This is a genomic window from Streptomyces sp. NPDC051987 (genome assembly GCF_040680735.1).
In the GTDB taxonomy this organism is placed as follows: domain Bacteria; phylum Actinomycetota; class Actinomycetes; order Streptomycetales; family Streptomycetaceae; genus Streptomyces.
The window spans coordinates 46,529-60,142 of sequence record NZ_JBFAXI010000050.1; the positions used below are offsets into that span (position 1 = coordinate 46,529).

At 74.5% G+C, this 13,614-nt stretch carries 12 protein-coding genes; 6 read left to right on the forward strand and 6 right to left on the reverse strand.

Features of this window, described 5'->3' with window-relative positions; translation table 11 throughout:
- Positions 1-8: 8 nt before the first annotated feature.
- From AB0M11_RS25300 to AB0M11_RS25310, 3 genes are all read right to left on the reverse strand, one after another.
- Positions 9-1,475, reverse strand: coding sequence for a cellulose binding domain-containing protein (locus AB0M11_RS25300; RefSeq protein WP_365709175.1), 1,467 nt, complete (start codon positions 1,473-1,475; stop codon positions 9-11).
- A gap of 132 nt (positions 1,476-1,607) precedes the next feature.
- Positions 1,608-3,026 (reverse strand): HAMP domain-containing sensor histidine kinase, encoded by a 1,419-nt coding sequence (locus tag AB0M11_RS25305; protein ID WP_365709177.1) that lies wholly within the window; start codon positions 3,024-3,026, stop codon positions 1,608-1,610.
- Complete coding sequence (locus AB0M11_RS25310; RefSeq protein ID WP_365709179.1) at positions 3,023-3,733, reverse strand: response regulator transcription factor; 711 nt, start codon at positions 3,731-3,733, stop codon at positions 3,023-3,025. The genes AB0M11_RS25305 and AB0M11_RS25310 overlap by 4 nt, the downstream gene beginning before the upstream one ends.
- Positions 3,734-3,831: 98 nt before the next feature.
- Here AB0M11_RS25310 and AB0M11_RS25315 point away from each other — a divergent pair, with 98 nt between their 5' ends.
- Complete coding sequence (locus AB0M11_RS25315) at positions 3,832-4,368, forward strand: hypothetical protein (RefSeq protein ID WP_365709181.1); 537 nt, start codon at positions 3,832-3,834, stop codon at positions 4,366-4,368.
- A gap of 107 nt (positions 4,369-4,475) precedes the next feature.
- On the opposite strand, the gene AB0M11_RS25320 is transcribed toward AB0M11_RS25315, so the two are convergent.
- On the reverse strand, positions 4,476-5,345 hold the full coding sequence (locus tag AB0M11_RS25320; RefSeq protein ID WP_365709183.1) for a fused MFS/spermidine synthase: 870 nt from the start codon (positions 5,343-5,345) through the stop codon (positions 4,476-4,478).
- Positions 5,346-5,382: 37 nt separating this feature from the next.
- Entirely contained in the window at positions 5,383-5,760 is a 378-nt protein-coding gene (locus AB0M11_RS25325) for a hypothetical protein (RefSeq protein ID WP_365709184.1), read from the reverse strand.
- Between the two features lie 255 nt (positions 5,761-6,015).
- Between AB0M11_RS25325 and AB0M11_RS25330 the strand changes: the two genes are divergently transcribed.
- Positions 6,016-7,485: a hypothetical protein gene (locus tag AB0M11_RS25330; RefSeq protein ID WP_365709186.1), complete on the forward strand. Its 1,470-nt coding sequence runs from the start codon at positions 6,016-6,018 to the stop codon at positions 7,483-7,485.
- A gap of 208 nt (positions 7,486-7,693) precedes the next feature.
- Here the strand turns inward: AB0M11_RS25330 and AB0M11_RS25335 are convergent, their stop codons facing one another.
- Positions 7,694-8,290 carry a histidine phosphatase family protein gene (locus AB0M11_RS25335; RefSeq protein WP_365709188.1) on the reverse strand — a complete coding sequence of 199 codons (597 nt, stop codon included), beginning with the start codon at positions 8,288-8,290 and terminating at the stop codon, positions 7,694-7,696.
- Between the two features lie 223 nt (positions 8,291-8,513).
- Between AB0M11_RS25335 and AB0M11_RS25340 the strand changes: the two genes are divergently transcribed.
- The 4 genes from AB0M11_RS25340 to AB0M11_RS25355 are packed head-to-tail and all read left to right on the forward strand — an operon-like array spanning position 8,514 to position 13,519.
- On the forward strand, positions 8,514-9,467 hold the full coding sequence (locus AB0M11_RS25340; protein ID WP_365709190.1) for a phosphatase PAP2 family protein: 954 nt from the start codon (positions 8,514-8,516) through the stop codon (positions 9,465-9,467).
- Entirely contained in the window at positions 9,364-10,605 is a 1,242-nt protein-coding gene (locus AB0M11_RS25345; RefSeq protein ID WP_365709192.1) for a hypothetical protein, read from the forward strand. Before AB0M11_RS25340 ends, AB0M11_RS25345 begins: the two co-directional genes overlap by 104 nt.
- Complete coding sequence (locus AB0M11_RS25350) at positions 10,596-12,185, forward strand: hypothetical protein (protein ID WP_365709194.1); 1,590 nt, start codon at positions 10,596-10,598, stop codon at positions 12,183-12,185. The genes AB0M11_RS25345 and AB0M11_RS25350 overlap by 10 nt, the downstream gene beginning before the upstream one ends.
- The gene (locus AB0M11_RS25355; protein WP_365709197.1) at positions 12,182-13,519 is read left to right on the forward strand and encodes an AAA domain-containing protein; all 1,338 of its coding nucleotides are present in this window, start codon (positions 12,182-12,184) and stop codon (positions 13,517-13,519) included. The genes AB0M11_RS25350 and AB0M11_RS25355 overlap by 4 nt, the downstream gene beginning before the upstream one ends.
- Positions 13,520-13,614 lie beyond the last annotated feature (95 nt).

Consider the following 13,614-nt stretch of genomic DNA (forward strand, 5'->3'; position numbering starts at 1 on the left):
CCGTGCGGTCAGCCGATCGTTGCGAACGCCTTGGCGAAGGCGAACGCGGACTGGGTGATCGAGCTGCAGGTGGCGTCGGCGGTGGGCTTGGGGCCGCCGGGGCACTGCTGGTCGCGCGTGGCGGACCACATGGAGAGTCCGCCGAGGCCCTTGGACTTGGCGAAGTCGACGAGCTGGGTGGCGTCGTCCACCTTGAAGACCTCGGAGGAGACGTCGTTGACACCGATCATCGGAGTGACGGCCACCGACTTCCAGGCGGCGGAGTCGGAGAGGCCGAGGACGCTCTTGATCTGGGCCTGGGTGGCGGTGGCGGCCTGGATGGCGTAGGTGCCCATGTCGCCGTTGTAGGAGGCGCCGTAGTCCATCGCCATGATGTTGACCGTGCTGATCTTCACGCCGTTCGCCTTGGCGTCGGAGAGCAGGTTGACGCCGTCCTGGGTGAGGCCCTCGGGCATCACCGGGAGGGTGAAGGAGACGTCCAGGCCGGGGTGGCTCGCCTGGAGCTTGGCGATGGCCCTGGCGCGGTTGGTGTTCGCCGTGGTGTCGGGCAGCGCCCCGCCCTCCACGTCGAAGTCGACCTTGGTCAGTCTGTACGCGTCCACGACCTTGCCGTACGCCGTCGCCAGCGCGTCCGCCGAGGAGCAGGTGGTGGCGAGTTCGGAGCCGGAGGCGCCGCCGAAGGAGACCCGGACGTCGCCGCCCTTGGCCCGCAGGGCACCGATCTGGGAGGCCACGCCGTCGCTCGCCAGGTCCGTCACCCCGCCCCACTTGGGCGTGCAGCCGCCGCCGTCGGTGACGAAGGCGAGGTTGTAGGTCTTCACGCCGGTCGCGTTCACCGCGGCGAGCAGGTCGAACGCCGGGTAGAGGGAGGTGTCGACGTACGGGGCGAAGCCGGCGGACGTGGTGGTGCCCGAGCCGGTGGTCTGGGTGGGGGACGCGGTGGGGGTGGCCGTCGCGGTGGGGGTGGGGGCGGCGGGGGTGGTGGCTGTCGGGGTCGCGGTCGGGGTGGTGGGCTGTGTCGGGCGGCCGCTGGGCTCCGGGGTCGCCGTGCCGTCCGCCGAGCAGCTCGCGCCGTCGATGCGGCAGCCGGTCGGGTCCGCGGTGCCGTTGACCACGAAGCCGACGGTGTCCGACTCGCCGGCGGCGAGGCCGTCCGTGTCCCACTTCGGCGGCTTCACGGTGACGTGCTGCCCGCTCACGGTGTACTCGGCGTTCCACAGCGAGCTGAGCTTCGCGCCGGCCGGCAGGTCGAACTCCAGCGTCCAGTCGTGCTCCCTGGCACCGCTGTTGTTCGTGACGACGTACTGGGCGGTGTACCCGGTCGACCAGTCGCTGGTCTTCGTGTACGCGGCGCCGACCCCGGCCGCCTGCGCGATCCCGGTGAACGCGACGGCCCCGCCTCCGACCACGGCCGCGGCGACCAGACCGCCGATGACCTTGTTCCTGCTGCTGATTCTGCGCCGGTGCGTGCTCATGCCGTGCCTGCCTTCGCCTGCCGAACGGGGTGGGGTGCGGCAGCACGCTAGCGACCGGGAATCGGACAAACGGCTTGATGTGGACGGCCGTTGGGGATCTTAGGGCGCGCTTAAGGAAGTCATCGGGACGGATTAAAGGTCGAGACCAATTCTGCCGGTTCCCCTCCGGCCGGCGTCCCCCGGCCGCCTGCGCGAACGACGTCGGCGCACCGCTTCCCGGTGCCCCCTGCGCTCCGGCTTCCCGCCGTCCAGCTGGATCCAGATCCGCACCTCGGTCCCACCCAGCACCGACGACCCGATCCGCACGTCACCGCCGGTGGACTCGGCGAGCCTGCGCACGATGTCCAGGCCGAGCCCGGTCGACCCGGCCGCCCCGGAACCCCGTCCGCGGGCCATCGCCGCCTCGGGGTCCCGGATGCCGTGTCCCGCGTCCGAGACCAGCACGATCACCGCGTCCTCCGCGTGGTGCACGTCGACCGCGAAGGCGGTGCCCTCGGTGGTGTGCCGGAAGACGTTGCCGAGCAGCGCGTCGAGCGCGGCGGCCAGGTCGGCGCGGGCCACGGGTATGCGCACCGGCCGGTCCACACCGGCCACCCGCCACTTGCGGCCCTCGTCCTCCGCGAGCGCCGACCAGAACCCCATCCGCTCCCGCACCACCTCGGCCGCGTCACACCCGGCGCCCGGCCCGGCGGCCGCCGTCTGCGGCTTGGCCTCCCGGGCGGTCCGGATGATGGTGTCGACCTCGCGCTCCAACTGGGCGACCGCGGCCCGGGTCTGCTCGGCGGCGGCCCCGTCGCCCAGCGAGGCCGCGTTCAGCCGCAGCACGGTGAGCGGGGTACGCAGCCGGTGCGACAGATCGGCGGCCAGCTCACGCTCGTTCGCGAGCAGTTGCACGACCTGGTCGGCCATCGAGTTGAACGCGACCGCCGCCAGCCGCAGTTCGTTCGGACCCTCCTCCGGCACCCGCGCCCCCAGCTTGCCCTCCCCCAGTTCGTGCGCTCCCTCCACCAGCCGCTGGGCGGGCCGCACCATCCGTACGCCCAGCCGGTCGGCGACCGCGACCGAGCCGACGATCAGCGCCAGGCCGACGCCGGCCAGCACCGCCCAGGCCGTGCCGACCCCGTTGGTCACCTCGGACTCGGGCACGTACACCTCGACGACCGCGATGGCGCCGGAGCCGAGCGCGACCGGTTGCAGCAGGGTCGACCCGCCGTCGACGCCGGTCGTGGAGGCCCGCCCCAGCTTCCGGACGGCCGCGATGTCCCGGTCGGCGGCGCGCTGCCGGCCGATGTCGACGGCGGCTTGGCCACCGGCCGCCGGTATGTGCACGGCCATGCCCCGGTCCGCGCCGGCCGAGGCCACCACCCGCTCCAGCTTGTCCCGGTCGGTGGTGATGGACAGCGCCGGGGCGACGGCGGCGGCCTGCCGCTCGGCGTTGGAGAACGCGCGGTCGCGGGCCAGTTCCTTGACGACCAGGCCGAGCGGGACGGCGAAGGCGACCACGACCATCGCGGTGACCGCCAGGCAGACCTTGACCAGAGCCCATCTCATCCGACCGGCCTCGCTTCCCCGCCGGGCGGCTCCAGCTTCACGCCGACCCCGCGCAGCGTGTGCAGATAGCGCGGCCGGGCCGCCGTCTCCCCCAGCTTCCGGCGCAGCCACGACAGGTGCACGTCGATGGTCTGGTCGTCCCCGTACGCCTGCTGCCACACCTCCGCCAGCAGTTCCTTGCGCGGGACGACGACCCCGGGCCGGCCGGCGAGGAAGGCCAGCAGATCGAACTCGCGGCGGGTGAGGTCGAGCCGGACCCCGTCCAACTCCGCCTGACGGCGCAGCGGATCCACCGCCAGGCCGCCGACCCGGAGCACGCTGGACGGGGCCGGCTCACCCCCGCCGGACCGCGCCCGGCGCAGCACGGCGGCCATCCGCGCCGACAGGTGCTCGACGGAGAACGGCTTGGTCAGATAGTCGTCCGCGCCCGCGTTGAGCAGCCGGACGATCTCCGTCTCGTCGTCCCGGGCGGTGGCGATGATGACCGGCACGTCGGTGATGCCGCGCAGCATCTTCAGCGCCTCGGAGCCGTCCAGGTCCGGCAGTCCGAGGTCCAGCACCACCACGTCGAAGCGGAAATGGGCGACCTCGCGCAGCGCCTCCAGTGCCGTGCCGACGCTGCGCACGGTGTGCGAGGCGTCGGTCAACTGCCGGATGAGCGCCGAGCGTACGAACTGGTCGTCCTCGACCACGAGCACACTTGCCATGCGCCGCACCGTACGCCATGCGGCGGGCGTCGGCCGGGGCCTGTGGACAACTCCGGCCGGGTGCGCACGGCGGTCCCCCTGAGGCAGTATGGCCCGCGATGCGCAGAGGACTCGTACACGTGATGGCCTGGCTGCTCGCGACGGGCGCGGCGGTCACCCTGTCCTGGTGGGGTGTCCACACGGTGGTGGCGGCCACGGCCTACGACCCGCCCCGTGCGCTGCCCGTCACGGCGGCGGACGACGCACCGGCGGCGCAGGGCGCCACGGCGAAGGCGTCGCCGGCGTCCCGCGCCCCGAGTCCGTCCCGCACGGCCGCCCGCCCGTCGGCGGCTCCCGCCCCGACGCCCTCCCGCACTCCGGTCACCACCCCGGCCCCGAGCGCCACCTCCACCTCCGCCTCCGCATCCGCTTCGGGCCAGGTCAAGGCGTACGACACGAACGGCGGGCGAGCGGTCTTCGACCTGGGGGACACCAGCGCGACCCTGGTGTCGGCGACGCCGGGGACGGGCTGGTCGATGCAGGTGTGGAAGACGGAGACCTGGATCCGCGTCGAGTTCAGCAGGAGCACGGACCGGGTGACGGTCTTCTGCACGTGGCACGACGGCCCACCGCAGGTCCAGGTGGAGACGTACTGACAGCCGACCCGGGGGTGCGCACGCTCCCGGCGCTCACCGGTCACCGCCCGCGCCCACCCGTGCCGCCCCGGGGGGCACCTCCCAGGCCCTTGAGGCACGCCGCGGGCTCACCGGAACACCGAAGGCGGCGGGGAAGGGGAAGCCACGGCCACCGCGTCGGTCACGGCGGTCGCACCGCCGGTGAAGTCCCGTAGCGCGCGCCCGTGTTCGACCCGCCCGGGGTGCGGGTCGGATGCGCAGCGCCGGGTCAGCTCGGGCACCGGCAGCTGGACGTCGGCCGCCACCAGCACCGCGTTGCCGAACCGTTTGCCCCGCCAGACCGCAGGGTCGGCCACCACCGCGAGCTCCGCGAACCGCGCCCCCACCGTGGCGATCTGCCCCTTCAGGTGGGCCAGCGGCGGCCCGTCCGCGAGGTTCGCCGCGTAGAACCCCCCTGGCCGCAGCACCCTGCGCACCTCGTCCAGGAACTCCGTGGACGTCAGGTGCGCCGGAGTGCGCGCCCCGCTGAACACGTCCGCTATGACCAGGTCCGCCCACGCCTCCGGGACCTTGCCCAGCCCCTCCCGGGCGTCCACGGAGCGCACCCGTATCCGCGCGCCGGGGTCCAACGGCAGCTCCCGCCGCACCAGTCGGACCAGGGCCGCGTCCCGCTCGACCACCTGCTGCGTGGAACGGGGCCGGGTCGCGGCGACGTACCGTGCCAGCGTGCAGGCCCCGCCCCCCAGGTGCACGACCTGCACGGGCCTGCCCGGCGGTGCGACCAGATCGATCACGTGGCCGAGCCGGCGCTGGTACTCGAAGGAGAGGTACGCCGGGTCGTCCAGGTCGACGTGCGACTGCGGCGCGCCGTCGAGGAGCAGCGTCCAGGCCCGGCCGCGGTCGGGGTCGGGGATGAGCTGGGCCAGCCCGCCGTCGACGGCCTCGACCACCGCCTCGGCGGCAGCCGACCCACGCCGCGAGATTCTGGACCTGCCCATTCCGCCATCTTCGCAGGCGGCGGCCGTCCGGGGGAATTCAGCTGCAGCTGTCCGCCGCCGCGATCGTCCGGGCCGCCTCTCCGAGCGCCCGGCGCAGCACCGCCGGGTCGGTGGCGAGGTCGGCCTCGCCGGGCGGCAGCAGCCAGTCGGAGCCCTCGACCGGTGGCGCGGGGCTGAGCCGCAGCCCGTGCCCGTCGGTCCCGGTGCAGGTGGAGCCGGGGACGTCCCAGCCCGCCGCGGTACCGGCCGGCACCACGAAGCCGAGGGTGCAGCCCCCGTCGTCGTGGAGCACGGGCCCCACCGCGTCCCCGGTCCCCCGGCGCAGGATGTCGACGGCCTCCAGGCCCTGCCGGGCCGGCACCGTCACCAGGTCGCATCCCGCGCCGTCCGGATCGTTTCTCTGGCTGGTCTCCATCCCGGCCTCCACCACGCAGCCCTTTTGCCGTCCATGACGTCCAACGCGTCAGCGCGTCAACGGCTACGGCGGAAGTCAGCCGCAAAGGATGGCAGTTCATGGCAGATCGTGCATGAGATATCCGGTTTGTAGCCAAACACAGCGTCACGGGTCCGACACAGCAGGTACGTTCTTGCCCGCCGGAATCAAGGGTCCACTCGGACAAGTCACCATGAGTCCGGCATGGTTCGACGGTTCGCACGAGAGGACCCGGCCATGGCGTCGTCAACCACGGGCTCACCGCAGCCCGATCGGCCGGTACGGCCGAACCTCGCCTTCCGGCAGGTGCGCGGCCGGCACTCGCCGGCCGAGTTCGCCGCGCTGGTACGGCGTGCCGCCCGCGAGATCGGCGAGCGGGTGAGCTGTGACGCGCGCTACATCGGCCGGGTCGAGGCGGGTGAGATCCGCTGCCCGAACTACGCGTACGAACGGGTGTTCCTGCACATGTTCCCCGGTCGCACGCTCACCGACCTCGGCTTCGCGCCCCGCTCGTCCGTCCGCGGACGCGCGGCGCGGCCGCCGGAGGACGGGCCCTCGGCCCTCACCGGAAGTGAGACGCCGGTGGCCATCGAGCCGTATGACCCGGAGGACGCGTACCTCTCGCATGACCCGCACGAGACGCGGAACCCGCAGGACCCGTACGAGACGCACGACAACTACGAGGAGAGCGACGTGCTGCGTCGCCTATTCATGACCGGCGGGGGCGCCACCGTGGCCGCCGCCACGCTGGGCCCCCTGGGGTTCACCATCGACGCCGTGGCGGCGGACCGGCCGGTGCGCCGCGCCGGGTCCGCGCACGCGGCCGCCCTGGAGGAGGCCGTACGCCGGATCCGGCTGCTGGACGACCGGCACGGCGCGGACGGCCTGTACCGGCGCGCGGCGGCTCCGCTGCGCGCGGCGTACGCGCTCCTGGACGCGGGCGCGACCCGGCAGACGACCGTCGAGCGGTTGCACGCGGGCGCCGGTGAACTGGCCATCTCGGTGGGCTGGCTGGCCCATGACTCCGGCCGCTTCGACGACGCCCGCTCGCACTACGCGGAGGCGCTGGCGACGGCCCGGATGACCGGGGACCCGGGGCTGGAGGCGCACGCCTTCTGCAACACGGCGTTCCTCGCCCGCGACGCCGGGCGCCCCCGGGAGGCGGTCCGCGCGGCACAGGCCGCGCAGCGGGTGGGCCGGCCGCTCGGCTCGGCCCGTCTGATGTCCCTGCTGGCCCTGCGGGAGGCGGGCGGCTGGGCGGGGCTCGCCGACCGCACCGGCGCGGAACAGGCGCTGGCCCGCGCCCAGGCCCTCTTCGAGCGGGGCCACTCGGACGCCGATCCCGAGTGGATGAGCTTCTACGGGGAGGCCGAGCTGGAGGGCCTGGAGGCGCAGTGCTGGTCCATGCTGGGCGACTGGCGTCGGGCCGCCCGCCACGCGCACCGGGCCGCCGAGCTGCAGGATCCGCACTTCACGCGGAACATCGCGCTGTACACGGCGGAGCTCGCGGACGACCTCGCGCGCGGGGGGCGGCCGGACGAGGCGGCGACGGCGGGCATGCGGGTCCTGGACCTGCTGGACCAGGTCCAGTCGTCCCGGATCCAGGGCATGCTGGCAGGCACGGCCCGGGTCCTCCTCCCGCACCGCCGCGCGAGCGGGGTCCAGGAGTTCCTGGACCGCCACGCGTCCACGCCGAGGGGCGTGTAGGGCCGACAGGGGCGGCACCGGTAGTCGTCCGGCTGCGGGTGGGTGGGGGCTGGCCGCGCAGTTCCTCCCCCAGCCTTCGGCCGGGGGTGCCCCCAGCGCCCCTGACGGCGCACGTCCTGGCTGCGGTCAGTCGTGCCTCCCCCAGTGCCTCAAGGGCCTGGGGATCCCCCCAGGGCGGCACGGGTCGGCGCTGGGGATCCTGCCCCCGTCAGCCGGCCAGGTGACCCAGGTCGTTCCAGCTCTCGATCGCGGGCTCGCCGTAGGCCCAGCCCAGTACCGACAGCGACGTCGGGTTCAGTCGGATCCGCGCCGCGAAGTCCAGCGGGAGGCCCAGCCACCGCGCCCCGATCGACCGCAGAACGTGCCCGTGGGCGAAGACCAGCACATCGCGGTCGGCGGCACGCGCCCAGGCGACGACCTCGTCGGCCCGCGCGGTCACCTCCGCCAGGGACTCGCCCCCGGGCACCCCGTCCCGCCAGATCAGCCACCCCGGCCGGAACGCCTGGATCTGCGCCGGGGTCAGCCCCTCGTACGCCCCGTAGTCCCACTCCATCAGCGTGTCCCACGAGGCGGCACGGTCGCCGAAACCGGCGAGTTCGCAGGTCTCACGTGCGCGTGCCAGCGGGCTGGTGCGCACCTCCGCGTCCGCGAGGCCGTCGAACGGCGGCCGGTGCAGGCGCTCGCCGAGCAGCTTGGCCCCCCGCCGGCCCTCCTCCAGCAGCGGCACGTCGGTCCTGCCGGTGTGCTTGCCGGACAGTGACCACTCCGTCTGTCCGTGCCGGGCCAGCAGGATGCGCGGTGCCATCGAAGGAGAACCTTTCGGGAGAAATTCGGAAGCGGGACACCTCCATCATCACCCAGGCTGGGAAGGCGCCGGGAACGGGGCGGGAGGCGGGCAACCCGGCGCGCGCTCTCCGCGTCTTTGAGTGCTGAGCGCCCCGCATGGGCGGGAGAGCGCGCAACGTAAAGTGTCACGGTCGGCCCGCCGGGTGCCGCGCGGACGGGGACGAGAAGGGGGAGGCAGTCGGATGCCGCAGACCGAGAAACCAGGCGCCGAGGTGGCTGCACGAACCCGGCTGCGCTGGTGGACCGAGCTGCCGCTGATCCTGCTGGTGTACGGCTGCTACACGGCCGGCCGCCTGCTCGCGCGCGGGAACACCTCCGCCGCCGTGGACCACGGACTGGCGATCCTGCGCATCGAGAAGGACCTGCGTCTCAACGCCGAGCACCCGCTCAACCGCCTGTTCACGCGCGAGCCCTGGCTCGGCATACCGGCCGACTTCTGGTACGCCTCGCTGCACTACCTGGTCACCCCGGCCATCCTGGTCTTCCTGTTCCGCAAGCGCGCCGAGGCGTACCGGCGAGCCCGCACCTGGCTGATGACGTCCACGTTCATCGGCCTGATCGGCTTCACCCTGCTGCCCACCTGCCCGCCCCGGCTGCTGGACGTGAAGTACGGGTTCGTCGACACGATGGCCCAGTACAGCTCGTACGGCTGGTGGGGCGGCGACGCCAGCGCCCCGCGCGGCCTCGGCGGGATGACCAACCAGTACGCGGCGATGCCGAGCCTGCACTGCGGCTGGGCCCTGTGGTGCGGGGTGATGCTGTGGCGCCACGGCGGCAACCGCCTGACCAAGGTGGTCGGCGTGGCCTACCCGCTGCTGACCGCGATCGTCGTGATGGGCACCGCCAACCACTACTTCCTGGACGCCGTCGCGGGCGTGTTCGTGATGGGCGTGGGCTACCTGCTGGCGCCGCAGGTGCTGCGGGTCGCGGATCTCGTCAGGGCGCGGATCACCCCGGGCGGCTCCCTGGTCGCAGCGCGCTCGGGCGGCGCAGGTTCCCCGATTGTCAGTGCCGGATGCCAGACTTCGGCGGGTGAGCGAATTCCAGCGCAGCGCGAGCCCCGGCTCGCCCCCGCAGCCGAACCGGACGCTTCCCCCACAGACGCGGGGGACGGCGCTCCGGCACCGGCTCGCTGAGCTGCGCGGCCCCGCCGTCCCGGCCAAGGCCCTGGACGCGCGCGCCCTCGCGGCGCTCGCCGCCAACCCGGGGTGCAGGCGGCGGGCGATCCTGGACGGCGCCGGGGTGGACAAGACCGCGCTGGCGGGCGCCCTCGGCTCGCCGTCCGCGTTCGGCCAGTCGCAGTTCGCGCTGACCCGGGGCAACGCCTTCGAGGCGAAGGTGAAGGGCGACGGCGGGGCCGAGCTGCTGCGCCTGGTCCGCGCCCACCTCGACCCGGGCGCCGAGCCGGCCGAGCGGGCCGCCGTGCCCGACCTGTCCGCGAGCGGGCCCGAGGGGCGTACGGCCCGTACGGCGCTGGCGCTGCGCGAGGCCGTCGAGGCGGGCGGCTGGGCGCTGTTCGACCATCCCATGCTGGCCCTTGAGGTGGCCGGCTCGCCCGCGTTCCTGGAGCCGGACGCGGTGGTCGTGCACCCGGACGGCAGCTGGACGGTGGTGGAGATCAAGTCCTTCCCGATGCTGGACGGCTCCGCCGACCCGGCGAAGGTGGGCGCGGCCGCCCGGCAGGCCGCGGTGTACGTGCTGGCCCTGGAGCAGGTCGCGGCCCGGCTCACCCCGCCCCCGCGGGTCCGCCACGACGTGCTCCTCGTCTGCCCCAAGGACTTCGCCAACCTGCCCACCGCCGCCGCCGTGGACGTCCGCAAGCAGCGCGCGGTCACCGCCCGCCAGCTGACCCGGCTCACCCGCATCCAGGAGATCGCCGACGCCCTGCCCGAGGGCACCTGTTTCGCCCCGGACCTGCCGGCGGAGCAGCTCACGGCGGCCGTGGACGCCGTCCCCGCCGCCTACGCGCCCGAGTGCCTGTCCGCCTGCGAACTGGCCTTCCACTGCCGGCAGCGTTCCCGCGCGGCCGGCGAGGTCACCGCGCTGGGCCGCGCGGCCCGCGCCGAGCTGGGCGGGCTGGCCACCGTCGAGGAGGTGCTGGCGGCGGCGCGCGGCGAGAGCGGCGACCCCGCCGACCCGACGGTGGCGGCCCTGCGCCGGGCGGCGGCCCTGCGCGCGGAAGCGCTGAGCGCCGGTGCCGGAGCCGGTGCCGGCGCTGTCGTCGGCTCCGGCGTCGGCGTCGGCTCCGGCGTCGAGGGGGCCGTGTGTCCCTGATCACCACCCTCGCCCGTCTGGAAGCGGTGAGCACGGGCGTCGCGCAGCCCGCGGCGACCGTCCGCCACCGGCATCTCTCCCCGCATCCGCTGGTGTTCGTCCCGCTCACCACCTCCGGTGAGGCCGGCGCCCCGCTCGGCGCCCTGGTCGGCACCGACCGGGACGCCCCGCGTCTGCTGGTCGTCCCGCAGCCGCGCGACCGGGACCTGCGGTTCACCTTCCTCGCCGAGCTCGCCGACGTCGTCCTGCCCTACCTCGACACCTACGCGGACAGCGTCGAGGCCGCCGAGCGCACCGAGACCGACCCGGAGACCGGCAAGCGGGTCAAGGTCGAGGTCGAGCTGTGCGCGGACGCACCCCAGGTGATCGTCCCCGGCCGCGCGGGCATCGAGTACGTGCGGCTGCTGGGGCGGTCCATGCGGTTCCGGCGCACCGCGGAGCAGGACCCGGAGGCGCCCTATCCGGCGCCGCCCCGGGTGCCGTTGCTCGGCCGCTGGCTCACCCACTTCGGCGAGCGCGCCCGGGTCCCCGGCTCCTCCCTGCTGCTCGCCACGACGGACCTGCTGTCCCGGCACTGGGCGACCGGCCAGTCCGGCATCGAGGACCAGCACCTGGGCGCGCTGCTCGCCTGGATCGACCCGCCGCAGGGCAGCACGGGCGCGACGGCCGCGCGGACGGCCGAGCTGGCGCGGGACGCCGAGGGACAGTTGCTGTGCCCGCCGGCCGGGCCCGCCACCGACCCGGCCTTCGACAACAGGCTGCTGGCCCCCGCCTTCGAGCGGTACGACCGGGCCCGCACCGCCTTCGCCGAGGCGGAGGACGGCCTGCAGGCGGACGACCGGCTGGCGATCCTCACCTCCGCCGAGCGGGAGATCCGCGCGCTGGTCGAAAGCCGTACCCGGCCCACCTGGGACGCGGTCTGGCGCGGGCTGGACCTGCTGCGCGGGCTGCCGGAGGGCGCCCGGGTCGAGGAGCGGTGGACGCGCGACCGCTGGTCGTTCACCGGCCACCGGGACCGGGTCCTGGCCGGTGAGCCCCCGCAGCCGCGCCGTGACGACGCGGTGACCGCGGCCAACAAGCTGGCCACCCGCGAGCGAGAGCAGGCCCGTCTCGACGCCCAGGAGGCGCTCGACGACCCGCTGGTGATGGCGGGGCGGCGGCTGTCCGGGGAGGCGTTCGCGGGCGAGGTCCTCGACGTCGTCATGGCGTACAGCGAGGGCAGGCGGCCCAGCCCGCGCCCGCTGGTGACGGTGCGCACGGAGGACCGGCCGCAGCTGGGCGAGCGGGTCAAGGTCTACCGCTCGCTGGGCGGCAGACCGCAGGCGGCGGAGTTCGTCGGGTTCGAGGCGGAGGGGGTCGTGGTGCTGCGCGTCCTGGACAAGATGGGCCGCGGCAAGGAACCGGAGGAGGGCTCGGTGCCGGAGAAGGGCGACCGGCTCGTCTTCACCCTGTTCGAACACGAGCAGCGCGGCGGCGCCAAGCTCCCCGACCCGGAGGACACCCCGTGGACGCACGGGGGGCCGCCGGGCGAGGCCGCACCGGAGGCGGCCGACACCGTGACCGCGGAGGACATCCTGTGACGACCACGGACTTCGATCCCGGCACGGCCGCCGCGCAGGCCACCGCCGCGATCCTGCACGACACCCTGCACGGCACCGACCGGGGCGTGGTCGTGGACTCCCCGCCGGGCGCCGGCAAGTCCACGCTCGTGGTCCGCGCGGCACTCGAACTCGCCGGCGCCGGGCGCCCGCTGATGATCGTCGCGCAGACGAACGCGCAGGTCGACGACCTGGTGCTGCGGCTCGCCGAGAAGGACCCGGAGCTGCCCGTCGGCCGCCTGCACAGCAGCGACGCCGACCCGTACGACAAGGCGCTGGACGACCTGCCGAGCGTCCGCAAGTCGGCGAAGGCCGCCGACCTCGCCCAGACGCGGGTGGTGCTCTCCACCGCCGCGAAGTGGGCGCACGTCAAGGTGGACGAGCCCTGGCGGCACGCGATCGTCGACGAGGCGTACCAGATGCGCTCGGACTCGCTGCTCGCCGTGGCCGGCCTGTTCGAACGGGCGTTGTTCGTGGGCGACCCCGGCCAGCTGGACCCGTTCGCGATCGTGGGCAGCGAGCAGTGGGCGGGCCTGTCGTACGACCCGTCGGCCTCCGCGGTCTCCACGCTCCTCGCCCACAACCCGGAGCTGCCCCAGCACCGCCTCCCGGTCTCCTGGCGCCTGCCGGCCTCCGCGGCCCCGCTCGTCTCCGGCGCGTTCTACCCGTACACCCCGTTCCGCAGCGGCACCGGCCACGGCGACCGCCGGCTCACCTTCGCCGTCCCCTCCGACGGCTCCGGACCGGACCGGGTGATCGACGAGGCGGCGGAGTCCGGTTGGGGCCTTCTGGAGCTGCCCGCCCGGCACACGCCGCGCACCGACCCGGAGGCGGTGCGGGCGGTGGCGGCGGTGGTACGGCGTCTGCTGGACCGGGGCGGCGCGGCGCTGTCCGAGCGCTCCCCCGACCCCGCGCCGCTGACCGCCGACCGGATCGCCGTCGGCACCGCCCACCGGGACCAGGCGGCGGCCGTCCGCGCGGCCCTGGCGGAGCTGGGCGCGGCCGACGTCACCGTCGACACGGCGAACCGCCTCCAAGGCCGTGAGTACGACGTGACGGTCGTCCTCCACCCGCTCTCCGGCCGCCCGGACGCCACCGCCTTCCACCTGGAGACGGGCCGCCTGTGCGTGCTCGCCTCCCGCCACCGCCACGCCTGCATCATGGTCTGCCGCGCCGGTGTGACCGACCTCCTGGACGACTACCCGTCGACGGAACCGGTCCAGCTGGGCACCCTGGTGAAATTTCCCGACGGCTGGGAGGCGAACCACGCGGTCCTGGCCCACCTGTCCGAACACCGGGTGACCTGGCGCCCGTGACCGACACTCCCGCCACCCGCCCGGACGCCCCCTCCCCCGCCGGACGGAGTCCGGCACGCCGCCGGAGGCGTCGAGGCAAACGGCCCTCTCACCGC

Excerpts from the sequence above, each read along its gene's own strand:
- AB0M11_RS25330 (WP_365709186.1), top strand. The coding sequence starts at position 6,016 with ATGGCGTCGTCAACCACGGGCTCACCGCAGCCCGATCGGCCGGTACGG.
- AB0M11_RS25325 (WP_365709184.1), bottom strand. The coding sequence starts at position 5,760 with ATGGAGACCAGCCAGAGAAACGATCCGGACGGCGCGGGATGCGACCTG.
- AB0M11_RS25340 (WP_365709190.1), top strand. The coding sequence starts at position 8,514 with ATGCCGCAGACCGAGAAACCAGGCGCCGAGGTGGCTGCACGAACCCGG.
- AB0M11_RS25310 (WP_365709179.1), bottom strand. The coding sequence starts at position 3,733 with ATGGCAAGTGTGCTCGTGGTCGAGGACGACCAGTTCGTACGCTCGGCG.
- AB0M11_RS25315 (WP_365709181.1), top strand. The coding sequence starts at position 3,832 with ATGCGCAGAGGACTCGTACACGTGATGGCCTGGCTGCTCGCGACGGGC.
- AB0M11_RS25305 (WP_365709177.1), bottom strand. The coding sequence starts at position 3,026 with ATGAGATGGGCTCTGGTCAAGGTCTGCCTGGCGGTCACCGCGATGGTC.
- AB0M11_RS25320 (WP_365709183.1), bottom strand. The coding sequence starts at position 5,345 with ATGGGCAGGTCCAGAATCTCGCGGCGTGGGTCGGCTGCCGCCGAGGCG.
- AB0M11_RS25335 (WP_365709188.1), bottom strand. The coding sequence starts at position 8,290 with ATGGCACCGCGCATCCTGCTGGCCCGGCACGGACAGACGGAGTGGTCA.
- AB0M11_RS25300 (WP_365709175.1), bottom strand. The coding sequence starts at position 1,475 with ATGAGCACGCACCGGCGCAGAATCAGCAGCAGGAACAAGGTCATCGGC.